General features: G+C 71.0%; 26 protein-coding genes. 19 read left to right on the top strand and 7 right to left on the bottom strand.

Annotated features, from left to right (window positions below; genetic code table 11):
• Positions 1-14: 14 nt before the first annotated feature.
• The 11 genes from ACQPWU_RS26630 to ACQPWU_RS26580 all read left to right on the top strand — a co-directional run bounded on the left by ACQPWU_RS26630 (position 15) and on the right by ACQPWU_RS26580 (position 10,458).
• The gene (locus ACQPWU_RS26630; protein WP_433444435.1) at positions 15-947 is read left to right on the top strand and encodes a DUF58 domain-containing protein; all 933 of its coding nucleotides are present in this window, start codon (positions 15-17) and stop codon (positions 945-947) included.
• The gene (locus ACQPWU_RS26625) at positions 944-1,891 is read left to right on the top strand and encodes a VWA domain-containing protein (protein ID WP_360713311.1); all 948 of its coding nucleotides are present in this window, start codon (positions 944-946) and stop codon (positions 1,889-1,891) included. The genes ACQPWU_RS26630 and ACQPWU_RS26625 overlap by 4 nt, the downstream gene beginning before the upstream one ends.
• A gap of 118 nt (positions 1,892-2,009) precedes the next feature.
• Positions 2,010-3,023, top strand: coding sequence for an Lrp/AsnC family transcriptional regulator (locus tag ACQPWU_RS26620; RefSeq protein WP_433444434.1), 1,014 nt, complete (start codon positions 2,010-2,012; stop codon positions 3,021-3,023).
• Entirely contained in the window at positions 3,020-3,910 is an 891-nt protein-coding gene (locus tag ACQPWU_RS26615) for a polysaccharide deacetylase family protein (RefSeq protein WP_433444433.1), read from the top strand. Before ACQPWU_RS26620 ends, ACQPWU_RS26615 begins: the two co-directional genes overlap by 4 nt.
• The gene (locus tag ACQPWU_RS26610) at positions 3,907-5,193 is read left to right on the top strand and encodes an MFS transporter (protein WP_433444432.1); all 1,287 of its coding nucleotides are present in this window, start codon (positions 3,907-3,909) and stop codon (positions 5,191-5,193) included. The genes ACQPWU_RS26615 and ACQPWU_RS26610 overlap by 4 nt, the downstream gene beginning before the upstream one ends.
• Entirely contained in the window at positions 5,190-5,960 is a 771-nt protein-coding gene (locus ACQPWU_RS26605) for an SDR family NAD(P)-dependent oxidoreductase (protein ID WP_433444431.1), read from the top strand. The genes ACQPWU_RS26610 and ACQPWU_RS26605 overlap by 4 nt, the downstream gene beginning before the upstream one ends.
• Entirely contained in the window at positions 5,957-6,952 is a 996-nt protein-coding gene (locus ACQPWU_RS26600) for a ketopantoate reductase family protein (RefSeq protein ID WP_433444430.1), read from the top strand. The genes ACQPWU_RS26605 and ACQPWU_RS26600 overlap by 4 nt, the downstream gene beginning before the upstream one ends.
• A 51-nt stretch (positions 6,953-7,003) precedes the next feature.
• Positions 7,004-7,594, top strand: coding sequence for a class I SAM-dependent methyltransferase (locus ACQPWU_RS26595; protein WP_433444429.1), 591 nt, complete (start codon positions 7,004-7,006; stop codon positions 7,592-7,594).
• On the top strand, positions 7,591-8,130 hold the full coding sequence (locus ACQPWU_RS26590) for a TrmH family RNA methyltransferase (RefSeq protein WP_360703258.1): 540 nt from the start codon (positions 7,591-7,593) through the stop codon (positions 8,128-8,130). Before ACQPWU_RS26595 ends, ACQPWU_RS26590 begins: the two co-directional genes overlap by 4 nt.
• 38 nt (positions 8,131-8,168) lie before the next feature.
• Positions 8,169-8,966 carry a glycerophosphodiester phosphodiesterase gene (locus ACQPWU_RS26585; RefSeq protein WP_360703284.1) on the top strand — a complete coding sequence of 266 codons (798 nt, stop codon included), beginning with the start codon at positions 8,169-8,171 and terminating at the stop codon, positions 8,964-8,966.
• Positions 8,967-9,024: 58 nt separating this feature from the next.
• Positions 9,025-10,458 carry an MFS transporter gene (locus tag ACQPWU_RS26580; RefSeq protein WP_433444428.1) on the top strand — a complete coding sequence of 478 codons (1,434 nt, stop codon included), beginning with the start codon at positions 9,025-9,027 and terminating at the stop codon, positions 10,456-10,458.
• A 45-nt stretch (positions 10,459-10,503) separates the two neighbouring features.
• Here the strand turns inward: ACQPWU_RS26580 and ACQPWU_RS26575 are convergent, their stop codons facing one another.
• The 4 genes from ACQPWU_RS26575 to ACQPWU_RS26560 are packed head-to-tail and all read right to left on the bottom strand — an operon-like array spanning position 10,504 to position 14,554.
• Entirely contained in the window at positions 10,504-12,096 is a 1,593-nt protein-coding gene (locus ACQPWU_RS26575; RefSeq protein WP_433444427.1) for a thiamine pyrophosphate-binding protein, read from the bottom strand.
• On the bottom strand, positions 12,093-12,272 hold the full coding sequence (locus tag ACQPWU_RS26570) for a hypothetical protein (protein ID WP_433444426.1): 180 nt from the start codon (positions 12,270-12,272) through the stop codon (positions 12,093-12,095). Before ACQPWU_RS26570 ends, ACQPWU_RS26575 begins: the two co-directional genes overlap by 4 nt.
• A 4-nt stretch (positions 12,273-12,276) precedes the next feature.
• The gene (gene puuE / locus ACQPWU_RS26565) at positions 12,277-13,167 is read right to left on the bottom strand and encodes an allantoinase PuuE (protein WP_433444425.1); all 891 of its coding nucleotides are present in this window, start codon (positions 13,165-13,167) and stop codon (positions 12,277-12,279) included.
• A gap of 10 nt (positions 13,168-13,177) precedes the next feature.
• Positions 13,178-14,554 carry an amidohydrolase family protein gene (locus tag ACQPWU_RS26560; RefSeq protein ID WP_433444424.1) on the bottom strand — a complete coding sequence of 459 codons (1,377 nt, stop codon included), beginning with the start codon at positions 14,552-14,554 and terminating at the stop codon, positions 13,178-13,180.
• Between the two features lie 676 nt (positions 14,555-15,230).
• On the opposite strand from ACQPWU_RS26560, the gene ACQPWU_RS26555 reads away from it, so the two are divergent.
• From ACQPWU_RS26555 to ACQPWU_RS26520, 8 genes are read left to right on the top strand one after another with little or no spacing between them, the layout of a single operon-like run.
• Positions 15,231-16,013: an FCD domain-containing protein gene (locus ACQPWU_RS26555; protein ID WP_433444423.1), complete on the top strand. Its 783-nt coding sequence runs from the start codon at positions 15,231-15,233 to the stop codon at positions 16,011-16,013.
• Between the two features lie 49 nt (positions 16,014-16,062).
• Positions 16,063-16,992: an amino acid ABC transporter permease gene (locus ACQPWU_RS26550; protein WP_433444422.1), complete on the top strand. Its 930-nt coding sequence runs from the start codon at positions 16,063-16,065 to the stop codon at positions 16,990-16,992.
• A complete protein-coding gene (locus tag ACQPWU_RS26545; protein ID WP_433444421.1) occupies positions 16,989-17,753 on the top strand; it encodes an amino acid ABC transporter ATP-binding protein in 765 nt (254 codons plus the stop codon). The genes ACQPWU_RS26550 and ACQPWU_RS26545 overlap by 4 nt, the downstream gene beginning before the upstream one ends.
• 30 nt (positions 17,754-17,783) lie before the next feature.
• Entirely contained in the window at positions 17,784-18,701 is a 918-nt protein-coding gene (locus ACQPWU_RS26540; protein ID WP_433444420.1) for a transporter substrate-binding domain-containing protein, read from the top strand.
• Between the two features lie 6 nt (positions 18,702-18,707).
• Complete coding sequence (locus tag ACQPWU_RS26535; protein WP_433444419.1) at positions 18,708-19,514, top strand: SDR family NAD(P)-dependent oxidoreductase; 807 nt, start codon at positions 18,708-18,710, stop codon at positions 19,512-19,514.
• A gap of 21 nt (positions 19,515-19,535) precedes the next feature.
• Positions 19,536-20,372: a polysaccharide deacetylase family protein gene (locus tag ACQPWU_RS26530; protein ID WP_433444418.1), complete on the top strand. Its 837-nt coding sequence runs from the start codon at positions 19,536-19,538 to the stop codon at positions 20,370-20,372.
• Between the two features lie 12 nt (positions 20,373-20,384).
• Positions 20,385-21,824 carry an amidohydrolase family protein gene (locus ACQPWU_RS26525; RefSeq protein ID WP_433444417.1) on the top strand — a complete coding sequence of 480 codons (1,440 nt, stop codon included), beginning with the start codon at positions 20,385-20,387 and terminating at the stop codon, positions 21,822-21,824.
• Positions 21,825-21,832: 8 nt separating this feature from the next.
• The gene (locus ACQPWU_RS26520) at positions 21,833-22,297 is read left to right on the top strand and encodes a RidA family protein (protein ID WP_433444416.1); all 465 of its coding nucleotides are present in this window, start codon (positions 21,833-21,835) and stop codon (positions 22,295-22,297) included.
• 59 nt (positions 22,298-22,356) lie between these two features.
• On the opposite strand, the gene ACQPWU_RS26515 is transcribed toward ACQPWU_RS26520, so the two are convergent.
• The 3 genes from ACQPWU_RS26515 to ACQPWU_RS26505 are packed head-to-tail and all read right to left on the bottom strand — an operon-like array spanning position 22,357 to position 25,957.
• Positions 22,357-23,094 carry an SDR family NAD(P)-dependent oxidoreductase gene (locus ACQPWU_RS26515; protein ID WP_433444415.1) on the bottom strand — a complete coding sequence of 246 codons (738 nt, stop codon included), beginning with the start codon at positions 23,092-23,094 and terminating at the stop codon, positions 22,357-22,359.
• A 9-nt stretch (positions 23,095-23,103) separates the two neighbouring features.
• Positions 23,104-24,555, bottom strand: a complete 1,452-nt coding sequence (locus ACQPWU_RS26510) for an aldehyde dehydrogenase family protein (RefSeq protein WP_433444414.1) — start codon at positions 24,553-24,555, stop codon at positions 23,104-23,106.
• A gap of 13 nt (positions 24,556-24,568) precedes the next feature.
• Complete coding sequence (locus ACQPWU_RS26505; protein WP_433444413.1) at positions 24,569-25,957, bottom strand: amidohydrolase family protein; 1,389 nt, start codon at positions 25,955-25,957, stop codon at positions 24,569-24,571.
• Between the last annotated feature and the right edge of the window lie 87 nt (positions 25,958-26,044).

Raw genomic sequence — 26,044 nt, 5'->3', positions numbered from 1 at the left:
CCGGTGAGCGACCAATGAGCACAGCGGAACAGGCACTGCGGCGGCTGGAACTCACGGTCACCCGGCGGCTGGACGGGCTGCTGCACGGCGCCCACCAGGGGCTGCTGCCGGGGCCGGGCAGCGAGGCCGGTGACAGCCGCGTCTACGTGCCCGGCGAGGACGACGTGCGCCGCATGGACTGGAACGTCACCGCCCGCACCACCGTCCCCCACGTACGCGACCTGATCGCCGACCGGGAGCTGGAGACCTGGGCGCTGGCCGACCTGTCGCCCAGCATGGACTTCGGCACCGCCGACACCGACAAGCGCGACCTGGTGGTGGCGGCCGTCGGCGCGATCGGGTTCCTGTCGAGCAGGATGGGCGACCGGTTCGGCGCGCTGGTGCTGCACGACGAGTACGTGCACCGCATGCCCGCCCGTACCGGCCGCCCCGCCCTCTACGGGCTGCTGCACTCGCTCATGGACGCCCCACGCGGCCGGATCGTGCCCGACGCGCCCGACCTGGCCGAGGGCATCGAGGTGCTGTCGGCCAGCCGCAGGCGGCGCGGCGTGCGGCTGATCGTCTCCGACTTCCTCGACGCCCACCCCACCCTCGACCCCGACGCCGAACGCCCGTGGGAGCGGCCCATCAGGCGGCTGGCGGCCCGCCACCAGGTGCTGGCCGTGGAGGTGATCGACCCGCGCGAGCTTGAGCTGCCGGACGTCGGCCGGGTAGCGTTCACGGACCCCGAGACCGGGAACGTACGCGAAGTGCATCTTTCACCCAAGGTTCGGCAAGCATACGCGGAGGCGGCCGCCCTGCAGCGCGAGGGCACCCGCGTGGCGCTGCGCCGCGCCGGCATCGCACACCTGGTGCTGCGTACAGACCGGGACTGGGTGTTCGACGTGGCACAGTTCGTCCTGCGCCAGCGCCGCATGAGCCACCTCGCCCACAGGAGACCTACGTGACATTTTTGGCCCCCGGGTGGTTGTGGCTGTTCCTGCTGGTGGGGCTGCTGGTGGCCGGGTACATCGCGTCGATGTTCGCCCGCCGCCGCTACACCGTGCGCTTCACGAACCTGGCCCTGCTCAACCTGGTCGCCCCCGCGGGGCCCGGCTGGCGCCGCCACGTCGCGCCCGCGCTGTTCCTCGCCATGATGGCGCTCCTGGTCGTCGGCGCGGCCAAACCCGCCGACCAGGTACGCGTGCCGCGCGACCGCGCCACCATCATGATCGCGCTGGACGTGTCGCTGTCCATGGACGCCGACGACGTCCAGCCGGACCGCATCAGCGCCGCCAAGGCCGCCGCGCAGGCGTTCGTCAGGGAGTTGCCCGACCGCTTCAACGTCGGCGTGGTGTCCTTCGCCCGCTCCGCCAACGTCGTCATCTCGCCCACCACCGACCACCAGGCCGTGGTCACCGCCCTCAGCACCCTCACCACCCGCCCGGGCACCGCGATCGGCGAGGCGGTCTTCAACTCGCTCGACTCGCTGCGCTCGTTCGACCAGCAGGCCGCCACGGACCCGCCGCCGGCCGCGATCGTGCTGCTGTCCGACGGCGACAACACCTCGGGCAGATCGGTGAACGAGGCCATCGACGCGGCCCAGCAGGCCCGCGTGCCGGTCTCCACGATCGCGTACGGCACCCAGGAGGGCACCGTCAACATCGACGGCAGGCCGGTGAACGTGCCGGTCAACAAGCAGACCCTGCAGTCGCTGTCCGACGGCACCAGCGGCCGCGCCTACGCCGCCGAGTCCGGCAGCGAGTTGCGCGAGGTCTACGAGCAGATCGGCACCTCGCTCGGCTACAAGCTGGTCAACCAGGAGATCACCCAGTGGTTCATCGTGGCCGCGATCGTGGCCGGGCTGCTGGTGGCCGGGGCGGCGGTGCTGTTCGGCTCACGCATCCCCTGACCGCTCCTCCCCCTTCCCCAAGGCACCGCAACGGGTTCACCGAGACAAAGCGGGAAATCAGCGGATAACGTCATCTTTTACTTGCATTCGCAGGATTCCACCAGTAACGATGTAGTGCATGCAAGATGGCGTCGAGATCGACGAGCTGGACCGCGCGATCGTCGCGGCGCTCCAGCTGAACGGGCGAGCCCCCTGGAGCCTGATCGCCCGGCTCGTCGGCGCGAGCGAGTCCACCGTGGTCCGCCGCGCCGCCGTGCTCGGCGACAGCGGGCTGCTGCGCGTCATCGGCGTCGTCGACGTGCTGCGCTGCGGCATCGGCGTGCCGGTGCTCAGCCGCTTCCGATGCAGGCCCGGCAGCACGTACGAGGTCGCCGCGGCCATCGCGGCCCGGCCCGAGGCGAGGTTCGTCGCGGTGGTGTCCGGCAGCGCCGACTGCGTGGCCGAGTTCGTCGTGCCCACCCACGCCGCCATCGGCCGGGTGATGGTCGCCGACGTGCCCGGCGACGGCCACGTCACCGAGAGCGAGACGCACGCCGTCATCCGCACCTTCGTCTCCAACCACGACTGGAACCCCGGCGTGCTCGACCCCCAGGCCACCGCCGAACTGCGTGACGCGGCCGAGATGCCGTTCGAGGACCGCTTCAGGGAAGGCACGCCGGAGCGGCTCGACGAGCTGGAGCTGGCGATCGTCGAGGCGCTCGGCCGGGACGGCCGCATGTCGTACAAGGCGCTCGCCCAGGCCGTCGGCAGCAGCGAGTCCACCGCGAAACGGCGGGTCGAGTCACTCGTGCGCCGCGGCTGCCTGCGCTTCCGCACGCTGGCCGAGCCCGACGTGCTCGGGTTCGCCGTGGAGTTCATGTTGTGGCTGGAGGTCGAACCGGGACTGCTGGAACAGGCCGGGCAGCAGCTGGCAGGACACCCCTCGACCCGCTACCTGTCGGCCACCACCGGACGCTTCAACCTCGCCGGGCAGGTGGCGCTGCGCCACTACGGCGACCTGTTCCGCTACCTCACCGACGACGTCGGCGCCCTGCCCGGCCTGCGCGCCGCCGACGTCACCCTCCAGCTCACCACGCTCAAACGCGCCTGGGTCCCCACCCCCGCCGCACGAACGGAGATTCCCCCACCATGACAGAACAGCAGCCCTGGCAATGGGACGAGCAGACCTGGCGCGGCCACGTCGCCCGGGTCCGCGCCGGCCGCAGCCTGCGGCCCGCCTCCTGGCCCGGCGGCGCCCGCGCCGCCGTCGCCCTGTCGTTCGACTCCGACCACGAGACCATCCCGCTGCGCGACGGCGAGACCCGGCCCGGCAAGCTCTCCCAGGGCGAGTACGGCTCCCGCGTCGGCGCGCCCCGCGTCCTGCGCCTGCTGGAGCGCCACCGCATCCCCGCCTCGTTCTTCATGCCGGCCGTCTCCGCGCTGCTGCACCCCGAAGAGGTACGCGACTACGTGGCCGCCGGGCACGAGGTCGCCATGCACGGCTGGATCCACGAGCGCAACATGCAGCTCGACCCGGCCGACGAGCGCGAACTGGCCCTGCGCGCCGCCGGCACCCTCGAGAAGCTGACCCGCGTCCGGCCCGTCGGCATCCGCACCCCGTCGTGGGACTTCTCCGACCACACCCTGGCCATCACCCGCGAGCTCGGCCTGCTCTACGACTCGTCCCTGATGGCCGACGACGAGCCGTACGAACTGCTCCAGGACGGCGAGCCGACGGGTGTCGTGGAGATCCCCGTCGAGTGGATCAGGGACGACGCGCCGTACCTGATGATGGAGCGCTACGGCGCGCTGCGGCCCTACACCCCGCCGCGCGAGGTGGCCGCGATCTGGCGGGACGAGTTCGACGCCGCCTACGCCGAGGGCGGGCTGTTCCAGCTCACCATGCACCCGCACATCATCGGCCACCGCTCCCGCATGGCCGCCCTGGAGGCGCTGCTCGACCACGTCGGCGGGCACGACGGCGTCTGGTACGCCACCCACGCCCAGATCGCCGAGTACGTCCTGGAGCAGGCCCGATGACCGTCGAGACCGCACCCGGGCGGCTGACCGGGGCTCAGCGCAAGGCGATCGTGGCCGGCGCGATCGGCAACACCGTCGAATGGGTCGACTGGGCCATCTACACGACGTTCGCGTCGGTGTTCTCCCGCCAGTTCTTCCCCTCCGGCGACTCCACCGCGAGCCTGCTCTCCACCCTCGCCGTCTTCGCCGTGGGCTTCCTCATGCGGCCCATCGGCGGGGCCATCCTGGGCTCGTACGGCGACCGGCACGGCCGCAAGAAGGGCCTGACGCTGACCATCTCGCTGATGGCCGGCGCGTCGTTCGCCATCGCGATCTGCCCGCCGTACGAGGCCATCGGCATCGCCGCGCCGATCGTGCTGGTGCTGGCCCGGCTGGTGCAGGGCTTCTCCGCGGGCGGCGAGTTCGGCACGTCGTCGGCGTTCCTGGTGGAGTCGGCGGCGCGCGGGCGGCGGGCGTTCGCCGGATCGTGGCAGCAGGTGTCGGTGGGCGGCGGCGTGCTCATCGCCTCGGCGCTCGGCACGCTGCTCACCTCCACCATGGAGGACACGGCGCTGCAGAGCTGGGGCTGGCGGGTCGCGTTCGTCGCCGGCGGGCTGCTCGGCCTGGTCGGGCTATGGCTGCGCGTGTCGGTGCCGGAGACCGAGGCGTTCGCCCAGGTCGAGTCGTCGGGCCGCAGGCGCGCCAACCCGCTGGTCGCGATGGTCAGGGACCATCCGCGGGCGGCGCTGCGCGTGGCCGGCGTGACCATCGCCGGCACGCTGCTCTACTACATCTGGGTCAGCTACATGCCGACGTTCGCCTCCAAGAGCACCGGCATCCCGCTGAACCAGGCCCTGCTCGCCAACACCATCGCGGTGCTGGTCTTCCTCATCCTGCTGCCCTTCGGCGGGCTGCTGTCGGACCGGGCCGGGCGCAAACCCACGATGCTGGCGTTCGCAATCGGCTTCCTGCTGCTGGCCTGGCCGGCCTTCCGCTTCCTCGACGGCGGCTTCGGCTCGCTGCTCGTCATCGAGATCATCGGCATGGTCTTCATGGTCGGATACTCGGCCAACTGCGCCGTCATCATGGCCGAGCAGTTCCCCGCCGAGGTGCGCACCACCGGCATCGGGCTGCCGTACGCGCTGGCCGTGGCGGTCTTCGGCGGCACCGCCCCGTACATCACCACCTGGCTCATCTCGAACGGCCACCGCGACCAGGTCTGGATCTACGTGGCCGCCGCCGCGCTCGTCGGCGTGATCGTCTACGCCACCATGCCCGAGACCAAGGGGAAGGAGCTGACATGACCTCCCACGTCCTGGTCACCGGCGCGGCCGGCGGGATCGGCGCCGGGATCTGTGAGGCGTTCGCGGGCGAGGCCCGCGTCACCGCGGCGGACGTACGGGCCGAGCCGCTGACCGAGCTCGCCGGGCGGCTCGGCGCGGGGACGCTCGTCGCCGACCTGGCCGACGCGGAGGCAGCCGCGGGCCTGGTGGATCGGGCCTGGCAGGAGTACGGCCCGGTGGACGTGGTGGTCAACGCCGCCGGCATCTACCCGGCGACGCCGTTCCTGGAGATGACCGCGATCCAGTGGGACCGGGTGCAGGACGTCAACGTACGCGCGCCCATGCTGATCACGGCGGCCTTCGGGCGGGCCTGCGCGGCGAGCGGCCGCACCGGGTCCGTGGTGAACATCGCCTCCGGCGCCGCCCTGCGCGCCCGCCCCGGCGCGGCGCACTACTGCACGTCCAAGGCCGCGCTGGAGATGCTGACCAAGGCGGCCGCCGTCGAGCTCGGCCCCCTCGGCGTCCGCGTCAACGCGGTCGGCCCCGGCTTCGTCACCGTGGACAGCCCCGCCAACCCCGTCACCGAGGAGTACGCCGCCGCCGTCTCGGCCAACCCCCTGGGCCGGCGCGGGCTCCCGCCGGACGTCGCGGCGGCCGTCCGCTGGCTGGCCGGCGAGGAGGCCGCGTGGGTGACGGGCGCGGTGCTGCGGGTCGACGGAGGGGCCTCGGCGGGGACGAACGCCCTGCCCCTGCACTGGAGCGGAACGAGCGAGGTACAGCGCGCATGACTCACACCATCGTCGGCGGCGGGGCCATCGGCGGCACCGTCGCGTTCCACCTGGCGCGGGCCGGGCACGACGTGCTGCTCGTGGACGCCGACCCCGCCCACGTCGCCGCCATCCGCCGCTCCGGAGTGGTGCTGCGCCGCCCTTCCGGCGCCTCCGAGAGCGTCCCGGTGCGCGCGGCCACCCCTGAGGAGGTGGACGGGCCGCTGCGGCGGGTGCTGCTGTGCGTCAAGGCCCAGGCCACCGACCAGGCCGCCGCCTGGATCGCGCCCCGGCTCGCCGCCGACGGGTACGTCGTGTCGGTGCAGAACGGGCTCAACGAGCCGCTCATCGCCTCCTACGTGGGCGAGCCGCGGGTCGTGGGAGCGTTCGTCAACCTGTTCGCCGACGTGGTCGAGCCGGGGGTCATCCGGGACGGCGGGCCGGGCGCGTTCGTGGTGGGCGAGCTGAACGGCGCCCCCAGCGCCCGGGTCTCCGAGCTGGTGGCCGGCCTGTCCGGGCTCGGGGCCACGGCCACCTCGAACGTCAGCGGATACCTGTGGGCCAAGCTGGGCTTCGGCGCCATGCTCAGCGCGACCGCGCTGGCCGACGCGCCCATGGCCGACCTGATCGACCGGCACAGGCCGTTGATGTACGGGCTGGTGGGCCAGGTGTTCGCGGTGGCCCGAGGGCTCCGGCTGGAGCCGTTCGACGCGTTCTCGCCCGCCGCCTATCTCCCTGGCGCCTCGGAGGATGCGCGGGAGTCGGCCACGGACCGGCTGACCGCGTGGCTGCGTACCCAGCCGAAGGACCGCAGCGGCATCTGGCGCGACATCGCCGTCCGGCACCGGCCCGTGGAGGTGCACGAGCACTACAGGCCCGTGCTCGCGCGGGCGGAGGCGGACGGGATCGCGGTCCCGCTGCTCCGCGCCATGCTCGCCCGCCTGGCCGACGTCGAGACGGGACGCGCCCCGATGACGGAGGACCACCTCAGGGACCTGGAGCACGCTCTCTGACCACCACGGCGTGGGCGGGAGGCCTGGGGAGGTCCGGTAACGTTTTGCGACGTGGCCCACTACTTCTCCGAGCAGCCGAAGACCGCGAGCAGGCCGGGATCGGTCGACCTGGTCCTGCCCGATCTGCACCTGCGGCTGGAGACCGACAGCGGCGTGTTCTCGCCCGAGCGGGTCGACGTGGGCACGCGCATCCTGCTGGAGAGCGTTCCGCCGCCCCCGCAGGAGGGCGACCTGCTCGACCTGGGCTGCGGGTACGGGCCGATCGCGCTGACCATGGCCTCCCGGGCGCCCGAGGCGACGGTGTGGGCCGTCGATGTGAACCGGCGCAGCCTGGAGCTGACCGCCCGGAATGCCGAAGCCGCCCGCCTTTACAAAGTAAGGTCAGTGCATGTCGATGAAGTTCCAGATGAAGTGAAATTTCGGGCAATCTGGTCTAATCCTGCGATCCGTATAGGGAAGCAGGCTCTGCACGAGATGCTCACCAGGTGGCTGACGAGGCTCACGCCCGACGGCGTGGCCTACCTGGTCGTCCAGAAACACCTCGGCTCGGACTCCCTGCAGCGCTGGCTCGGCGAGCAGGGCTGGCAGGCCTCGCGCGAGGCCAGCCGGGCCGCCTACCGCATCCTGAAGGTGACCCGATGAGAAGGCAACTGCGCCCCACCGACGTCAAGCGGCTCAACCGCACCTGGCGCAGGAACACCGGAAACCGCCTCGGCCTGATCATCGAGTCGGTCACGGGGCCGTTCAACATCGGCTCGATCTTCCGCAGCGCGGCCGCGTTCGGCGTGGACGAGATCTGGCTCGCCGGCAACGCCACCCCTCCCACCAACCCCAAGGCGGGCAAGACCGCGCTCGGCACCGAACGCCTGGTCACCTGGCATGAGCCGGTCCTGGCCACCGAGGCGGTCAAGGCCGCCAAGGAGGAGGGGTACGCGGTGCTGGCCATCGAGCTGACCGCGGAGGCCGTGCCGCTGCACCGGGCCGGCCTGGCCCGCGACGTGTGCCTGGTGGTCGGCAGCGAGGACCACGGCTGCTCCCCCGCCCTGCTCGAGGCCGTGGACGGCGTCTGCTACATCCCGCAGGTGGGGCGGGTGGGCTCGTTCAACGTGGCGGTGGCCGCCGCCATCGCACTGGCCGAGGCCCGCCGCCAAGAGTGGGAGAATCTCCCCGAACCGTAACCGAACCGTTCACCCACGGAAGGCATACTCAGGACGTGCTGAGCCGTCGATTCGCCTTTCTCGACCATCCGGGCCCGCTGGCCTTCGCCCACCGCGGAGGCGCCGCCGAGGGCGCGGAGAACTCCGTCGCGGCCTTCGAACGGGCGGTCGGGCTCGGCTACACCTATCTGGAGACCGACGCGCACGCCACCTCCGACGGTGTGCTGCTCGCCTTCCACGACCACACGCTCGACCGGGTGACCGACCAGCGCGGCCGCATCTCGGAGCTGCCCTACCGGGCGGTCAGGCAGGCCCGCATCGCCGGGGTCCACGAGATCCCGCTGCTGGAGGACCTGCTGGGCACCTGGCCGGAGGTCCGGTTCAACATCGACGTCAAGGAGGCGGCCGCCATCGCCCCGCTGGCGGAGACGATCCGGCGCACCAACGCCTATGACCGGATCTGCCTGACCTCCTTCTCCGACGAGCGCCTGGTGCTGGCCAGGGCGGCGCTGGGCAAGGAGGTGTGCTCGGCGCTCGGCCCGCGCGGCGTCGCCGCGCTGCGGGCCGCCGCGTCCACCTCCGGCTACGGCCGCCTGCTGGCCCGCCTGTCACGCTCCGGCGTCCCGTGCGCGCAGGTGCCGGTGGGCTTCCGCGGCCTGCGCGTGACCACACGACGCCTGGTGCGTACGGCGCACGCCATCGGCATGCAGGTGCACGTGTGGACCGTCAACGACCCCGCCCGCATGGAGCGCCTGCTCGACCTGGGCGTGGACGGCATCATGACCGACAACGTCACGGCCCTGCGCGGCGTGCTGGAGCGCCGCGGCCAGTGGCACCCCGGCAGCCTGGCCGCGTAAGTATCCCCCACAAGCCCGTAGCCCGGTCCCTCCCGGGCGCATAGGAGCGACCCGACCCATGCCCGTACCCGCACCCCCCGCGGCCCTCGACGACTCCCCCGCAGCGCGCAGGCGCGAGCAGCGCGGCTGGTACTTCTACGACTGGGCCAACTCCGCCTTCTACACCACGATCATCTCGGTCTTCCTCGGCCCGTACCTCATCCCGGTCGCCAAGACCGCGGCCTGCGCCAAGGACTTCCCCACCGTCGCGTCCGACACGTGCGTGGCCGACTTCGACAAGCTGGCCGCCGCGAACCCCGGCCTGGGGTACGTCGACGTGCTGGGCGCCGACATCAGGCCGGCCGCGTTCTTCGGCCTGACGCTGACCATCGCGGTGTTGCTGCAGATCTTCGCGCTGCCCGTGGTGGGCGCGCTGGCCGACCACACCGGCCGCAAGCGGGAGCTGCTCGGCGGCTTCGCCTACATCGGGGCGCTGGCCACGATGGGCCTGTACTTCGTCGAGGGCGACCGCTACATGCTGGGCGGGGTGCTGTTCATCCTGGCCAACCTCGCGTACGGCTCCTCGGTCGTGGTCTATGACTCGTTCCTGCCGCAGATCTCCACCCCGGAGGAGCGCGACGGGGTGTCCTCGCGCGGCTGGGCGATCGGCTACCTGGGCGGCGGCCTGCTGCTGGCGCTCAACCTCGTCCTCTATCTGCAGCACGAGAGCCTGGGCCTGGGCGAGGGCATGGCGGTGCGCATCAGCATGATGTCGGCGGGCCTGTGGTGGGCGATCTTCACGATCATCCCGCTGCTGCGGCTGCGCAACCGGCCCGTGCCCGTCCACGAGAGCACGGCGATGAGCTCGGTCCGCGGCAGCTTCCGCCAGCTCGGCCGCACCCTGTCCGAGCTGCGCCGCTACCCGCTGACGCTGCTGTTCCTGGTGGCCTACCTGATCTACAACGACGGCGTGCAGACGGTCATCGGCAACAGCGCCGCCTTCGCCTCCGAGGCGCTGAAGCTGGACAAGACGGTGCAGATCACGGCGATCCTGATGGTGCAGTTCGTGGCGTTCTTCGGGGCGCTGCTGCTGGGGTGGCTGGCCCGCGGCTTCGGGACCAAGCGCACCGTCCTGGCGAGCCTCGTGCTGTGGACGGCGATCGTGGTGGCGGCGATGTTCGTGGCGGAGGGGCAGGAGCTGCAGTTCTACCTGATGGCGTTCGCGATCGCGATCGTGCTGGGCGGCACGCAGGCGCTGTCGCGCTCGCTGTTCTCGCAGGTGATCCCCAAGGGGCGGGAGGCCGAGTACTTCAGCCTGCTGCAGATCAGCGACAAGGGGTCGGCCTTCATCGGCTCCCTGACGGTGACGATCGCGCTGCAACTGACCAACAGCTACCGCATCGCCATCGTCTCCATGATCATCTTCTTCGTCGTCGGCTTCGTCCTCCTGGCCCTGACCAACCTCCCCAAGGCCATCCGCGCGGCGGGCAACGAGGTCCCCGACCGCCTCTGACAGCGGCAGCTCGCCCTGAGGGGGCGGGGGCAGGTCGGGTAAGGATCACGGAAGTGGAGCCATCGGGCCGGTGTCCAGCACGATCACGGTGGGTTTCGAAGCGGTCAGCGCGGCCGCCGCCTCCTTGGCCGCCTCGGCGGCATCGGCCACCCTGACGCCGTGGCAGCCCATGGATCGGGCCAGCTCCGTGAAGTCGGGGCGGGCCAGGTCCACAGCGTATGGCGCTATGTCCCGGTCGAGCATGTTCTGGCGGATCTCGCCGAAGCCGTGGTTGTCCATGACCACGACCGGCAGCGGCAGGCCCAGCTCGGAGGCGGTGAGCAGCTCCTGCGCGCTGAACATGAAGGCGCCGTCGCCGAGCAGCGCCACCACGGGCCGCGCCGGATCGGACAGTCGTGCCCCGATCGCGGCCGGCACCCCGTAGCCGAGGGTGGAGTAGCCGACGGGGACCAGGTAGCGCCGCGGTGCCGAAAACCGCCAGTAAGGCGCGGTGCCCAGGTAGGAGACCTGGGAGCTGTCGCCGGCGATGACGACGTCGCGGGGCAGCTCGGCCCGCAACGCCTCCTGGATCCCGCGCCACCTCCCGTCGCCCTGATCGAGCAGGCGAGCCCGGGCCTCCGCCGCCCGCCGCCCACCCCTTTCAGCGGCCTCGCCACCCGCGGTGAGCCGGGGAACCAGCGCCGTCAGGGTCTCCCGCGCGTCGGCGTGGATGGGGAGGGTGGCGCGGAGGTTCTTGTGGAGCTGGGCCGGGTCGAGGTCGATCCTGATGACCACGCCCGACGGGCTCAGGGTCCCCGCGGGTATCTCCGACTCGCCCAGTTCGCTGCCCACGACCAGGACGGCGTCCGCCTCGTTCACCAGCCCTGAGGCGCCGGGCAGCACCCCCGCCGACAGGGGATGCTCCTCGTCGAGCACACCCTTCCCGGCGGTGGTCGTGACGACGGGGGCCCCGAGTGCCTCGGCCACGGCCCGGAGTGACCTGCCGGCCTCCAGCGATCCACCGCCGGCGACGAGTACCGGCCGCTGCGACGCCGACAGCAGCTGCGCGGCCTCCGCCACCGCCTCGGGGGCGGGCGCGGCCCGGCGGGCGTGGCGCGGCGGCGGTGGCACCTCGCCGTCCCAGTCCACCTCCAGGACGTCGAGCGGCACCTCGATGTGCACCGGCCGCGGCCGCTCGACGGCCCACCGGGCGAACGTCTCGTGCACCGCCGCCACAGCCTGGTCCGGTGTGCCGGGACGCAGGCTGCGCGCCACGGCGCCGTCGGCCGCGGCCCGCTGATCCTTCATCTCGTGCAGCCATCCGAAGTCGGCCCGCTCGCGCCCGGTCGGCACGCCCGGCGAGATCACCAGCAGCGGAACCGAGTCGGCGTACGCGGTGGCCATCGCGGCCATCGCGTTCATCAGCCCTGGACCGCTGGTGGTGACGACGAGCCCGGGACGACCGCTGACGCGGGCGTAGCCGTCGGCGGCGTACCCGGCGCCCTGCTCGTGCCGCGTCACCACGTGCCGGATGCCGACGGCGGCCATGCCGCGGTAGAGCTCCAGGTTGTGGGTGCCGGGGATGCCGAAGGCCAGCGTGGCACCGTTGGCGGCGAGCGCCCGCGCCATCGCGGTCCCGGTGGTATGCCTCGCGTTCACGCGGTCAGCTCCTTGGATCGACTGTCATGCAAGATCAGGGGCGCAGCCTCGGAGTCGCTCCACACGACGACCGGCACGGTCGGGATCGCGCCGCCGGCGAGCGCCCCGTCGATGCGGCCCGTCGACGCGCTGCTGATTGTCTCGCGCCGGTCGGACTCCAGCGGGGAAGGGGGCAACGGGTCAGGCGGGATGGGTCCGGCGCCAGTGCCGGGCGATGTCGGCGCGGGTGGTCACCCACACGTCGCCGACCTCGGCGGCGTAGTCGAGGAATCGTACGAGGTCCGCGGCCCGGCCGGGGCGGCCGGCGATTCTGGTGTGCAGCCCGACGCTCATCATCTTGGGCTGCTCCTCCCCCTCCTCGCGGAGCAGGTCGAGCGCGCGGCGCAGGTAGGCGGAGAAGCTTTCGGACTGGTAGCCGTAGGTGTTGAGGTAGCGCCCGTCGTTGTTGTCCAGCGTGTACGGCACCACCAGGTGGTCCCGGTCGCCGACCCGCTCCCAGTAGGGCAGGTCGTCGGCGAAGGAGTCCGAGTCGTACAGGAATCCGCCCTCCTCGGCCACGAGGCGGCGGGTGTTGGGGCTCATGCGGCCGGTGTACCAGCCGTCCGGGCGCCGCCCGGTGGCCCTGGTGTGCAGCTCGATCGCCTGCCGGATGTGCTGGCGTTCCAGCTCCGCGGGCATCTCGGCGTAGTTGATCCAGCGAAGGCCGTGGCAGGCGATCTCCCAGCCGGCCTCGTCCATCGCGGCCACGGCCTCGGGATTCCTGTCCAGGGCCGTGGCGATGCCGAACACGGTCACCGGCAGGTCCCGCCGGGTGAACAGGCGGTGCAGGCGCCAGAAGCCCGCGCGGCTGCCGTACTCGTACTGCGACTCGACGTTGATGTTGCGGATGTTGGCCAGCTCGCGGGTGGGCTCCTCGGTGAGAAACGCCTCCGAGCACCCGTCGCCGTGCAGGACGGAGCGCTCGCCGCCCTCCTCGTAGTTGATGACGAACTGGAGGGCGACTTTGGCGCCGCCGGGCCAGTTCGCGTGCGGCGGGTGCTGACCGTAACCCTTGAGGTTTCGCGGATACATGACAGGCTCCTCAGCAGTCGGGGACGGAGGCGGCGCGGCCCTTAGGCGTGAGCGGGCGCGTGCCGGTGTCCTGGCCGGAGTGGGCGATCAGCGGGGCGACGAGTGCGCCGCTCTGGTAGACGGCGCGGACGTCCCAGAGCCTGGAGACGTCGCGCGTGGCGTCGCCGCCGACCACCACCAGGTCGGCCAGGCGACCCGGCACGAGCGTGCCGACCTGCTCGGCGATGCCGCAGGCCGCGGCGGCGACGGCGGTGGCCGCGCGGATCGCGGCGACGGGGGTCATGCCGGCCGCCACCGCCAGCTCGATGCCGTGCTGGAGGCCGCCGAAGGAGACGTCGTACGGGCCGGCGTCGCTGCTGATGGCGAGGCGCGGGGCCAGGCCGTCGGCCAGCATCGACGAAAGGATGCCGAGCTTCATGTCGAAGTAGGCCTCGATGGCCGACACGCGGCCCTTGTCGGCAGCGCTGAGGGGGCCGTGCTCGGCCTGCCGCCGCAGGTCCACCAGCGTCTCCCACCCGCCGGTCTGGGCGGTGAAGCTGACGAAGGTGCCGGCGTCGTGCACGGTCTCGGCCACGGCCGGGTCGTAGACCATCTGGCCGCTGGAGGCGACGCCGCCACCGAACTCCATCATCTCGCCGGGCACCAGGAACTCGGCGTGTTCGATGCAGTCCAGGCCGGCCTCGACCGCGTTCACCATGGACTGCGCGGCCCGGCAGTGCCCCGTGGTCAGCCTGCCCAGGCCGTGCGCGGTCTCGACCGCCACCTGCATCTCGCCCGCGGTGTAGGAGGGGTAGTACGGGATGTTGCCCGCCGTCGCGCCGCCGGACGCCATGATCTTGATGTGGTCGGCGCCCTCGGCCACCAGCCGACGCACCGCCGCGCGGATCTGGTCCGCTCCGTCGGCCACGCCGTTGCACCAGTAGAAGTGGCCGTACGAGTGGGTGAGCGGCCGCCCGGCCAGCAACATGCGCGGGCCGGTGATGTACCCCCGCTCGATGGCCTCCCTGACGTCGAACACGATGCGGTTGCGGCCACCGTTGTCGCGGATGGTGGTGACGCCGGAGGCGAGGTGGCGCTGCAGGTTGCTGACGGCGATCAGCGCCATCATCTCGTCGGAGTCGAGGACCTGCTGCTCGTACGGGGTGCCGTCGCCGGTCAGGGTGATGTGGCAGTGCGCGTCGATGAGCCCCGGGATGATGGTGGCATCGCCGTAGTCGATCACCCGGGCATCCGGCCGCGCGAGATCGGCCGCGGCGTCGGCGGCCGGGCGTACCTGGACGATGCGGTCGCCCTGGAGCTCTACCACCGCGTCGTTCAGCACTTCCTCGCCGACCGCCGGATAGACGCGGGCCGCCCGGAGGAATCGCTGGTTGGAGCTGAGGTTCACTGGGGTCCTTTCTTGTCTTTTCCATGCGTGCGGGCGCGGTCGTCCCGGTGCGGCGCTCGCGGGCGGCCGTCCGATCAGGCGGGGCGGACCGGGGGCCTGGGATCCCGTCGGTGTCTCCGTGTCCGCCAACGCCTCCAGCAACGAGATCGACGCCGAGCCGCGGATGGGGCGCATCGTCCCTCCTCGCGCGCTGAAGTCCATCAAAAATGACAGACGCTCGCCACGCTTGTCTACCCCTAACCTCCATGATGTCCGCTTCAGCAGCGGCTCCACGACCGACGGCAATGCTGGTCGTCACATCGTTGATTAGATATGACGATAGTTCCTCTGTATTGACAGATAGCCTGTGAAGCTGAGAGTGTCCGACCACTGTCGGCGAGCGCCACCCCTGGAGGTGAACGTGACCGTATCCCTGAACGGCAAGGTCGCCGTTCGTCACCGGAGCCGCGTGGACGGCGGACGGCGGCTACACGGCTCGATGATCCTCATCCCCGCCCAGGCCTTATCAGCGCACCGAAAAATCTGTATCAAACCTGAGGAACGTTACACGGCCTTAATCGGACGTTTCCCACCTTGTAGCCACAGATAGATGAAATCTTCCTCACTTCTTCGCTGTCTCTTCATCGAGACTGACAAACACGGGCCCACCGGCCCGGCCCGAACGGATTCCTGACCCGTGCACGAAGATCCCCGATCGACCTCTCCGCACCTCACCCACCAGGAGCAGTTGCTCCTCGACATCGTGGCCGAGTCGGCCGATCCGGTCGGCGCGCGCATCGCCACGCGCCGCCTGGCCGACAGCGGCGTGTCGTTGAGCGAGGCCAGCACCTCACGCCTGCTGGCCCGGCTCGACGAGCTGGGGCTGACGGCCTCCTCGGGGCGCAAGGGGCGGACGGTCACCGGCGCCGGGCGCCGCCTGGCCCGATTCAACCGGCGTACGCTGCGGCAGGCCAACGGGCTGCACCAGGCACTGGACATCCAGGACGCCCGCCAGCTGCTCGATCTCCTGTACGCGCGGCGCAGCGCGGAGCGCGAGGCCGCCCGGTGGGCCGCGCTCCGGGCGACACCGGCCGACGTCACGCGGCTGGAGGAGCTGCTCATCGAGCACCGGAGGGCACTCGACGCCGGCGGTAACGCACGTCTGTGCGGCATGCGCTTCCACCGGGAGATCTTCCGCGTGTCGCGCAACCGCATCCTCCAGGCGATCGGCGACGTGGTGCTCGACGAGTCGCTGGCGCCCCTGGAGCTGGTGCTCGACGTGATCACCGGCGGGCATGGCACGTTCGCCCAGTCCCAGCCCGAGCACCTGGACGTCCTCGAAGCCGTCCGCACCGGTGACCCCGACGTGGCGGAGCGGACGATGCTCGCGCACGTCAACCGGCTGATCGAGGAGGCGGAGCGGGCGGCCGCCGACCGCGGCGCCGACGTCGTCAAACGCCTGCTCGAACTCACCCTTTGATCCACGACGGATCGATCTGCCCATCGCACGAGTAAGAAGGTGATAGGAGATGGGACGGTCAGCGCCCTACGACCTCGCCGCCCGCTCCGGCGCCCCGGCTGAGATACCGGCGGCGGACCGGCTGCACGCACGACCACATCCCCTGCGCTGGGTGACCGGCGCCCTGGTCGTGGCCGCCCTGGTCCTGCTGCTCACGGCCTTCGTCCGCGGCCAGATCGACTGGCGGGTCGTCGGGGAGTACTTCACGGCCCAGAAGATCCTCTCGGGCTTCGCGCAGACGATCCTGATCTCGGTGCTCGCCATGGTGCTGGGCATCGTGCTGGGGACGGGCTTCGCCGTCATGAGGCTCTCGGCCAACCCGGTGCTGTCGACCATCGCCTGGCTGTACGTGTGGCTCTTCCGCGGCACCCCTGTGCTCCTGCAGCTGATGATGTGGTTCAACCTCAGCCTGATCTTCCCCACGCTCGGGATCCCCGGTCTGTTCGAGGAGCCCACGATCAACGTCATCACGCCGTTCGTGGCCGCGCTGCTCGGCCTGGGCATCAACGAGGGCGCCTACCTGACCGAGGTGATCCGGGGCGGCATCCTCTCCGTCGACGCGGGCCAGGCCGAGGCCGCCTCCGCACTGGGGCTGTCGCGGCGGACCACCCTGCGCAAGATCGTGCTGCCGCAGGCCATGCCGGCGATCATCCCGCCGATCGGGAACGAGGCGATCGGCATGCTGAAGACCTCTGCCCTGGCGGCCACCATTTCCTACACCGAGATCCTGACCAACGCCCAGCAGATCTATTACGTCAACGGCAAGGTCATGGAGCTGCTGTTCGTGGCGGCCTTCTGGTACCTGATAGCCACCTCGGTGACCAGCGTCGGCCAGTACTACCTGGAACGCCGCTTCCAGCGCTCGGCCGTGCGGCGGCGCAGCGTGGCCGACCAGATCATCGCCTCCGCGCTGTCCAGGATGAGGAGGGGCACCCGATGAGTGCCATGGTCCAGATCGACAACGTGCACAAGTCCTTCGGCGGCCTGCACGTGCTGCGCGGCGTCACCGCCTCCTGCGAGCGCTCCGAGGTGGTGTGTCTGATCGGCCGCAGCGGGTCGGGCAAGAGCACCTTGCTGCGCTGCGTGAACCACCTGGAGAAGCCCGACGCCGGACGCATCACCGTGGACGGCGAGCTGATCGGCTACGAGAGGCGCGGCGAGCGGCTGGTCGAGCGCCGCGAGCGAGACACCGAACGGCAGCGGCGCGAGATCGGCATGGTTTTCCAGCGCTTCAACCTCTTCCCGCACCTCACTGCCGCCGAGAACATCACGCTCGCCCCACGCAGGCTGCGCGGGCTGGGCAAGGCCGAGGCCAGAGAGCTGGCGATCCAGTCACTGGAGCGCGTGGGCCTGGCCGACAAGTGCGACGCCTACGCCCGCCACCTGTCGGGCGGCCAGCAGCAGCGCGTGGCCATCGCCAGGGCTCTCGCCATGGAGCCCAAGGTGCTGCTCTTCGACGAGCCGACCTCGGCACTCGACCCCGAGCTGGTCGGCGAGGTGCTCAACGTCATGCGCGCGGTGGCCGAGCAGGGGATGACCATGATGGTCGTCACCCACGAGCTGCGCTTCGCCCGCGAGGTCGCCAGCCAGGTCCTCTTCATGGACGACGGCGTGATCGTCGAGTCGGGCCGCCCGGAGGACGTGCTGGAACGCCCCCAGCACGAGCGCACGCGGGCCTTCGTCTCCCGAATCTTCCACTGAACCCCCACAGCAAGACTTGGAGCCTTCGACATGCCCCACAGAACCGTCGCCGGCGTCCTGGCCGGCGCGTTGCTCGCCCTCACCGCGGCATGCGGCGGATCGGAGCCGGCCGCGTCCGACGCCGCCGCGGCGGAGCCGTCCGCGAGCGTGCCCACGCCGTCGGCCAACGCCGGGATCCGCGCCATGTTGCCCAAGGAGATCCAGGACCGCGGCTACCTCACCAACCTCGTGCAGTCACCCAACGCGCCCATGGAGTACACCGAGGCGACCGGCGGGCCGCTGATCGGCGTCGACCTGGACCTCGTCCAGGCGCTGGGCGCGGTGCTCGGCGTCCAGATCAAGACCTCCACGGTCAACGACTTCACCCAGCTCCTCCCCGCCGTGCAGACCAAGCGCACCGACATCGTCATGTCGGCGGTCAAGGACCTCAAAGAGCGCCAGGCGTCGGTCAGCTTCGTCGACTACTTCATGACCGGCGATCAGTTCCTGACGCTGGCCAAGGACGCGGGCTCGTACAAGAGCGTCGCCGACCTGTGCGGCAAGACGGTCGTCGCCGCGAACGGCACCAGCTACTTCAGCGTCATCGAGAAGCTCTCCGCCGAACACTGCGCGGGCAAGCAGCCCATCAAGTCCCTCGGCGCGGTGTCGGCCGCCGAGCAGCTCATTCAGGTGCGGCAGGGCAGGGCGGTCGCCAACCTGACCGGGCTCGAGCCGCAGGCGTACCAGATGAAGGTGGAGCCGGGAGTCTGGGCGCCGACGGCTGGCGAGCCGATGCACCGTGTGCCCTACGGCGTGGTGTTCACCAAGGACAACGAGCAGCTCGGCAAGGCCGTGCAGGCAGGCATCAACGAACTGATCAAGAGCGGCGTCTACCAGCGGATCCTGGACAAGTGGAACCTGTCCGCCGCCGCGGTGACCGAGGCGGCCGTCAACGGCGGCGGGAAGTAGCGACCGATGCGAACCACGTACGACTTCAGCGGCGCGACCGTCGTCATCACCGGAGCAGCCAGCGGGATCGGCGCCGCCAGCGCGCGTGCCTTCGCCGCCGCCGGCGCCTCCGTATGGGTGCTCGACCTCGACGCCGAGCGCGGCCGGCAGGTGGCGCAGGAGATCACGGCAGGCGGCGGGCGGGCTCGCTTCGAAAGCTGCGACGTGACGCGGGACGAGGACGTCGAGCGCGCGCTCGGCGCGGTGCTCGCCGAGGACGGCCGGATCGACGTGGCGTACTGCAACGCCGGCGTCGGCTGGATCAAGCCCGTGTCCGCCACCGAGCCCGACGAGTGGCGCAAGGTGCTCGACATCGACCTGACCGGCGCGTTCCTCGTCGCCCGCCGTGCCTTCCTGGCCATGCGGGACAACCGGTCGGGGGTCATCCTGTTCACCGGATCGCCGCACGGCTACCGGACGATGGCCGAGACCAGCGTCTACGCCGCCGCCAAGGCGGGGCTCGGCGGGCTGATGAAGGCGCTGGCGTTGGAGGCGGCGCCGTACGGGATCAGGGTCAACTCCCTGCTCCCCGGAGCTGTCGACACCCCGGCGCTACGGGCCGAGGCCGAGCTGTCCGGCGACGCCGACGACGCCATCAGGCGGTGGGGCGCCATCAGGCCCCTCGGCCGCATCGGCCGCGCCGAGGAGGTGGCCGACCTGGCGCTCTTCGTCGCCTCGTCGTCGGCCTCGTTCATCACCGGGACGGAACTGCTGGTCGACGGGGGCGCGATGGCCGCGCAGCCCGCCGGGCTGGCCACCGTCGCACCCAAGTGACCTGTCTCTGAAAGGATCCCCATGCCACTTCCCGACGGCAAGACGTTCGCCCTCGCGGTGACCGTCGACTTCGACGCCCAGGCCGCCTGGCTCGCCAAGGGCAAGAACGACCCCGCCACCATGGCTCGGGGCGAGTTCGGTGCCGAGGTCGGCGTGCCCCGGCTGCTGGACATCTTCGACCGCTACGGAATCCCCACCACGTGGGGCATCCCCGGCCACTCCATCATGACCTGGCCGGACCGCTGCAAGGACGTGCTGGCTCAGGGGCACGAGATCTGCGCCCACGGCGTCTACCACGAGAACCTCAACGACATGCCCGAGCCGATCGAGCGCAAGCTCATGACGCGCCAGATCGAGCAGCACCTCGACATCCTCGGGACCCGGCCCAGGGGCTACCGGGCGCCGTCGGGGACCATGAGCTACAACACGATGGAGATCCTGGAGGACTTCGGCTTCGACTGGCACAGCAGCCTGTCGGGACGGGACTTCGAGCCCTACTACCCGCGGGAGATCAAGGAGATCAACCTGCACGGCGCGACCGTGTTCGGCCGGCCGTACAGGGTGCTGGAGTTCCCGACCTCGTGGTTCCTGGAGGACTGGGTGGCCTTCGAGTACGTGGGCGGCTATTCGATGGGGTTGTCCTCGACCGACGTGGTGCTGCAGCGCTGGAACGACTCGCTGGAGTACGGCCTGAAGTACGTGACGCCGGGCGTGATGACGCTCGTGCTGCACCCGCAGTCGATCGGCCGGCCGCACCACATGATGATGCTCGACCGCTTCCTGGAGCACGTGACCTCGCTGCCGGACCTGTGGATCGCCAGGCTGAGTGACATCTTCGACGCCTGGACTACCGAGTGAAAGGGGGACCGCATGGCTGTCGTGCGCATCGACGCGCGCTACGTGGTGGCGTACCAGGACGGTGAGCACCGGCTGCTGGAGAACGGCACCGTCGTCGTGGACGGCGACCAGGTCGTCTTCGTCGGCCAGGGGTACGAAGGCGACGCGGACGAGCAGGTGGACGCCGGCGAGACGCTGGTGACGCCGGGGTTCATCAACACTCACGCCCACCTGGAGACGGCCCCGCTCGACAAGTCCTTCCAGGAGGACGTGGCGCCCCGCCAGTTCTTCTACACCGGCCTGGTCGAGACTCTCCTGCTGCAGGAGGCGGCCATCGACGAGGCCGGCATCGAGACCTGCGTCGGGTTCTCGATGTCCGAGCTCATCCGCACCGGCACCACCACCGTCATGCACCAGGGTGTGCGGGGCAGGCGGGTGGCGGAGGCGTGCGAGCGGGCGGGCCTGCGGGCCTACATCGCCGACGGTTACAAATCCGGCCGCTGGTACACGCCGGACGGGAACCGGGTGGCGTACGACTGGGACGAGGACGGCGGCTTCGCCGGGCTGGAACGTGCCACCCGGCTCATCGAGGAGTTGCGCGGCCGGGGATCGGGTCGCGTCCAGGGGTTCCTGTCGCCCTGGCAGGCCAACACCTGTACCCCGGGCCTGCTCAAGGAGTCGCGGCGGCTGTCGGACGACCTCGGGGTGCCGCTGACCATCCATGCCGCCCAGGCCGTGTTCGAGGTGATGGACATCATGGCGGCGCACGGCATGACGCCCATCGAGTACCTGGAGTCAGTCGGCTTCCTCGGGCCCAGGGTCGTGCTCGGCCATGCCATCTTCACCACCGGCACGTCGTGGCTGAACCTGCCGGGTGACGACACCCGCCGCATCGCCGACTCGGGCGCGTCGGTCTCGTACAACGCCTGGACGTTCGCCCGGCGTGGCATCGTGGTCGAGTCGCTGCCCGGCTACCGGCGCGACGGGATCAACATCACGCTGGGCACCGACACCACACCGCAGTCCATGATCGAGTCGATCCGCTGGTCGGCGATCCTCGGCAAGGTGGCCGACCGGCGTGCCGACTCGTGGCTCGCGAGCCACCTCCTGGACGCCGCCACCGTGAACGCCGCCCGGCTGCTCGGCCGGGACGACCTGGGCCGGATCTCGCCGGGCGCGAAGGCCGACCTGCTGCTGTGGCGGCTGGACACGCCGGCCATGACCCCGGTACGGGATCCCATCAGGAACCTCGTCTACTACGCCACCAAGGAGGACCTGGCGTCGGTCATGATCGACGGTGCCTGGGTCATGCGGGACGGCGAGGTCCTCACCGTGGACGAGGACGGGCTGGCCGAGCGCCTCCAGCAGGCCGGAGAGCGGTCGTGGCAGCGGGTGCCCGAGCACGACCGGCTCGGCCGGACGCTCGAAGAGGTCTCACCGGGGTCGCTGCGCCCCTTCCGTTTGCCGTCGTAAGGAGTTTCATGAGCGTCATTGAGAGCAAGCTCGCGTCGATGGGCATCGAGCTGCCCGGGAAGATCGGGCCGGGGCGAGGCCTGGTGCCGGTCGTCGAGCACGGGGACCTGCTGTTCGTCTCCGGCCACGGCCCTGAGGACAACGACGGCAACCTGCTCTTCCGCGGGCAGGTGGGCGAGGAGGTGAGCCTCGAGGAGGCGGTCCTCGCGGCCCGCGCCACGGGCGTGCAGTTGCTGAGGACGCTGCGCGAGCATCTCGGCGATCTCGACCGGATCGACCGCATCGTGAAGGCGCTCGGTTTCGTGAACAGTGCGCCGGGCTTCCACGAGCAGCCGCAGGTGATGCACGGCTTCTCCGACCTCATGGTGGAGCTGCTGGGCGCGCGGGGCCAGCACGCCCGCTCGGCCATCGGCACCTCCAGCCTGCCGTTCAACCAGCCGGTGGAGATCGAGCTGATCGTCGCCGTCCGCTGACGAAAAGGAGAAAAGGGGGTCGCCCGTGACTCGGGCGACCCCCCTTTTCTCGTCGAGGGTCAGATGCCGCGGTGCTCGCCCCCGCTGACGTTCATGACCGAACCGCTCACCCAGTCACCGGACGGGTGGACGAGGTAGCGCACGGCGGCGGCTATGGGCTCCGGCCCGCCGTAGCCGAGGGGGAACCGGCTCAGGTAATCCTCCCGCTCCGCCTCCGTCGGAGGCGTGCCGGTCGTGCCCGTAGGGCCGGACGAGATGGCGTTGACCCGGATCCCGAACTGCTCCAGCTGCGACGACAGCGCGACGACCAGGCCGGACAGCGCTGCCTTGGCCGCGGAGTAGGCCGGCGAGTGGCCCACCCCGAACCCGCCCAGCCGCGCCGCGTTGGAGCCGACGAACACGATCCTGCCGCCCCCTCTCGGGATCATGTACGGCAGCGCGGCGCTGGTGCACCACCACGCGCCGTTGAGGTTGACGTCGATCACCCGGGACCACTCCTCGGGCTGCTGGTTCCACGTGTCCGGCCGGGCGGCGTCCATGCCGGCGTTGTTGACGACGATGTCGATCCCGCCGTACTCCCCCGCCGTGGCGCGGACGGCCTCGGAGATCTCCTCCCGGACCGCCACGTCCGCCTGGTGCACGCGGGCGATGCCGTCCTCCCCGGCCGTCACCTCGTCGACGCGCCGGTCGGCCACGACCACAGTGGCGCCGTCGGCCGCCAGCGCCCCGGCGACGCACCGGCCGATGCCGCGCGCCCCACCAGTGACGAAGGCCACCTTTCCCTTCAAAACCGACATGAATTCTCCTTACGTGAGCTTGATGTGGATCTGTTTGGCCTCCAGGTACGCCTCCAGGCCTTGGCGGCCGAGCTCCCGTCCGACCCCGCTGGCCTTGAATCCGCCCCAGATACCCTCGGAGGGTGCCGCCTGGGTGTCGTTCAGCCAGACGACGCCGGCACGGACCGCCTTGGCCACGCGCAGCCCCTTGCGGACGTCATTGGTCCAGATCGCCGCGCCCAGGCCGAAAGCGGTGTCGTTGGCCAGCCGGATCGCCTCGTCGACGCCGTCGAAGGGCAGTACGGTCATGACGGGGCCGAAGATCTCCTCCTGCGCGATGCGAAGGTCGTGGGACGAAGCGTGGAAGATCACCGGAGGGACGAAGTAACCACCGGCGAGCTCCGGCTCGCCGGGCAGCGAGCCGGTGTGCACCGCCCGCGCGCCCTCCTTCTCCCCGATCTCGATGTAGCGCATCACCCGGTCGCGCTGCCGCGCCGACACCAACGGCCCCATCGTGGTGCGCGTATCAAGGCCGTCTCCCAGCCGGATCCGGGCCGCCTGGGCGGCCAGCGCCTCCAGGGCGTCGTCGAAGATCTCGCGCTGGATCAGCACCCTGCTGCCCGCCGAGCAGACCTCGCCCTGGTTGGTGAAGATCCCCCTGCATGTCCCGGCGACCGCCTCGGTGAACTCGGCGTCGGCGAACACCACGTTGGGCGACTTGCCGCCGAGCTCCAGCGTGACCCGCTTGAGCGTGGCGGCAGCGCTCGTGGCGACCTGTACGCCCACGTCGCGCGAGCCGGTGAAGCTCACCTTGTCGACCGCGGGGTGCGCGACCAGCGGGGCTCCGGCCTCGGGCCCGGTGCCGGTGACGACGTTGAGCGCCCCGGCGGGCAGCCCGGCCTCTGCCGCGATCCCGGCGAGTTCCAGCGCCGTCAGCGGGGTGTCCTCGGCGGGCTTGAGCACCGCCGTGCAGCCGGCGGCCAGCGCGGGCGCGATCTTCTGCACCGCCATCACCAGCGGGAAGTTCCACGGCACGATCAGCCCGCAGACTCCCACGGGCTCGTAGGTGATCAGGTTGAGCGCCTCCGGCCCGACCGGCGGGATCTCGCCGGCGAGCTTCGTGGCCCAGCCCGCGTAGTACTCGAAGATGAAGGCGGCCTCGTCCATCTCGGCCAGGGCGTCGCCCAGCGGTTTGCCCGAGTCGCGCACCTCCAGCCGGGCCAGTTCGCCGGCACGTGAGCGGATCCGCCCGGCGATGCGGTTGAGCACCGCGGCCCGGTGGCGCGGCGGCACCTCCCCGTTCCACGCGCCTCCGTCGAAGGCGCGCCTGGCCGCCGTCACCGCCCTGTGCACGTCGGCCTCGGTCCCCGCGGGCACCGAGGCCAGCGGCGCGCCGGTGGACGGCTCGAAGACGGGGATGCGCCCGCCGTCCCGCGCGTCGGCCCACTCGCCGTCGATGAACATCCGCCGCTCACTGCTCATGGGTACGCCTTCCTCACCGCGGCCAGACCTGCGTGTCGATGCGCTGCGGCACGAACCGCCCGGCTGCCTCGTCGCCCTCGAACCGGCCGTCGCGGGCCACGATCCGGCCCCTGGACAGCGTGAGCACGGGCAGCCCGGCCCCGCCCATGCCCTCGTAGGGCTCGTAGTCGCTGCCCCAGCCCCGCTCCCAGACGGGCCAGGTCCACGCGCGGGCTGGATCCCACAGGACCAGATCCGCGTCCGCGCCCACCCGGATGGCCCCCTTGCAGGGATACAACCCGAACGTCCGTGCCGGCCCGGTGGCCGAGACCTCGGCGAACTGGCGCAAATCGAGACGCCCTTCGGTGACGCCGTGCTGCCACAGCATCGGGATGCGCGCGTCCAGTCCGGGCGCTCCCGGTGGCAGGAGCGTGAAGTCGCCGACGCCGGGCAGCTTGTGCTCCAGCCCGTAGGCGCAGTGGTCTGAGGCGACGCTTCCCAGCACGCCGGCGCGCAGCGCATCCCAGAGCCGGAGCTGGTCGTCTCTCCCCCGGACCGGCGGCGTGATCACGTATTTCCAGGCGTCCGGGCGGCTGTAGACGCCGTCGTCGAGGACCAGATAGTGGATGCACGTCTCGGCCTGCACCTGGACGCCCGACTCGCGTGCGGACTCGATGGCTGACAGCGCGTCGCCCCCGGACACGTGGTACACGAACACCGGCGCACCCAGTTCCCTGGCGAAATGGGTGACCAGGCCGATGGCCGCGCTCTCCGCGCTGCCGGGCCGGCTGCCGGGGAACCCCTCGATCGCGGCGCCGGCACCGGCGAGCACGGCGGTCTTGGCGCGTTCGAGAATCGCGTGGTTCTCGGCGTGAAATCCCGCCAGCCCGCCCGCCTGCGCGATCGTCTCCATGACGGCGCGAATCTCGCCGTCGTCCAGCCGGTCGTCGTAGGTGGTGTAGATCTTGAACGAGGCCAGGCCCGCGTCGACCAGGCCCGCGATCTCGCGCAGCCGTTCGGGGGTCATCCGGGTGAGCACGGGGTGGAAGGTGTAGTCGATCGCCGAGGTCGCCGCCTCCTCCAGACGCGCCTCGGCGGCAGCCAGTAGCGGGCCCGTGGTGGCCGGCACGAAATCGATCACGGTGGTCGTGCCGCTCACGGCGGCGGCCCTCGTGGCCGACCCGAAGTCGTCCAGGCCGCGGACGCCGTCGGCGATGGGCCACGCGATGTGTGTATGGGTGTCGATCCCGCCCGGAACCAGGACCCCGCCAGGCGGCGCCTCGATCGTCCGCGTCGCCCTCAGCGTGCCAGGGGCTGCGAGTGCCGCGATCCGCTCCCCGGCGACGCCGACGTCCATGACCTCGATGTCGTGCTCGGCCACCACCAGCGCACCGCGTACGACCAGGTCGAAGTCATCCTGCACTAGCGCCTCCCCGATCCATCGTTTTGACAGATGTATATCAAACTTAAGAGACTCTTGCCTACATCCCTCATATTTGAGGAACAATGG

This window comes from Nonomuraea sp. CA-141351 (assembly GCF_050944675.1).
In the GTDB taxonomy this organism is placed as follows: Bacteria; Actinomycetota; Actinomycetes; order Streptosporangiales; family Streptosporangiaceae; genus Nonomuraea.
The sequence above is the reverse complement of the archived record's forward strand: the minus strand, read 5'-3'. Positions and strand labels throughout refer to the sequence as shown.

What these genes read in the sequence shown, in the direction of transcription:
- ACQPWU_RS26540 (WP_433444420.1), top strand. Translation starts at nt 17,784, where the DNA reads ATGCCCCACAGAACCGTCGCCGGCGTCCTGGCCGGCGCGTTGCTCGCC.
- ACQPWU_RS26630 (WP_433444435.1), top strand. Translation starts at nt 15, where the DNA reads ATGAGCACAGCGGAACAGGCACTGCGGCGGCTGGAACTCACGGTCACC.
- ACQPWU_RS26520 (WP_433444416.1), top strand. Translation starts at nt 21,833, where the DNA reads ATGAGCGTCATTGAGAGCAAGCTCGCGTCGATGGGCATCGAGCTGCCC.
- ACQPWU_RS26600 (WP_433444430.1), top strand. Translation starts at nt 5,957, where the DNA reads ATGACTCACACCATCGTCGGCGGCGGGGCCATCGGCGGCACCGTCGCG.
- ACQPWU_RS26610 (WP_433444432.1), top strand. Translation starts at nt 3,907, where the DNA reads ATGACCGTCGAGACCGCACCCGGGCGGCTGACCGGGGCTCAGCGCAAG.
- ACQPWU_RS26510 (WP_433444414.1), bottom strand. Translation starts at nt 24,555, where the DNA reads ATGAGCAGTGAGCGGCGGATGTTCATCGACGGCGAGTGGGCCGACGCG.
- ACQPWU_RS26550 (WP_433444422.1), top strand. Translation starts at nt 16,063, where the DNA reads ATGGGACGGTCAGCGCCCTACGACCTCGCCGCCCGCTCCGGCGCCCCG.
- ACQPWU_RS26605 (WP_433444431.1), top strand. Translation starts at nt 5,190, where the DNA reads ATGACCTCCCACGTCCTGGTCACCGGCGCGGCCGGCGGGATCGGCGCC.
- puuE (WP_433444425.1), bottom strand. Translation starts at nt 13,167, where the DNA reads ATGTATCCGCGAAACCTCAAGGGTTACGGTCAGCACCCGCCGCACGCG.
- ACQPWU_RS26535 (WP_433444419.1), top strand. Translation starts at nt 18,708, where the DNA reads ATGCGAACCACGTACGACTTCAGCGGCGCGACCGTCGTCATCACCGGA.
- ACQPWU_RS26515 (WP_433444415.1), bottom strand. Translation starts at nt 23,094, where the DNA reads ATGTCGGTTTTGAAGGGAAAGGTGGCCTTCGTCACTGGTGGGGCGCGC.
- ACQPWU_RS26615 (WP_433444433.1), top strand. Translation starts at nt 3,020, where the DNA reads ATGACAGAACAGCAGCCCTGGCAATGGGACGAGCAGACCTGGCGCGGC.
- ACQPWU_RS26530 (WP_433444418.1), top strand. Translation starts at nt 19,536, where the DNA reads ATGCCACTTCCCGACGGCAAGACGTTCGCCCTCGCGGTGACCGTCGAC.
- ACQPWU_RS26620 (WP_433444434.1), top strand. Translation starts at nt 2,010, where the DNA reads ATGCAAGATGGCGTCGAGATCGACGAGCTGGACCGCGCGATCGTCGCG.
- ACQPWU_RS26545 (WP_433444421.1), top strand. Translation starts at nt 16,989, where the DNA reads ATGAGTGCCATGGTCCAGATCGACAACGTGCACAAGTCCTTCGGCGGC.
- ACQPWU_RS26525 (WP_433444417.1), top strand. Translation starts at nt 20,385, where the DNA reads ATGGCTGTCGTGCGCATCGACGCGCGCTACGTGGTGGCGTACCAGGAC.
- ACQPWU_RS26580 (WP_433444428.1), top strand. Translation starts at nt 9,025, where the DNA reads ATGCCCGTACCCGCACCCCCCGCGGCCCTCGACGACTCCCCCGCAGCG.
- ACQPWU_RS26590 (WP_360703258.1), top strand. Translation starts at nt 7,591, where the DNA reads ATGAGAAGGCAACTGCGCCCCACCGACGTCAAGCGGCTCAACCGCACC.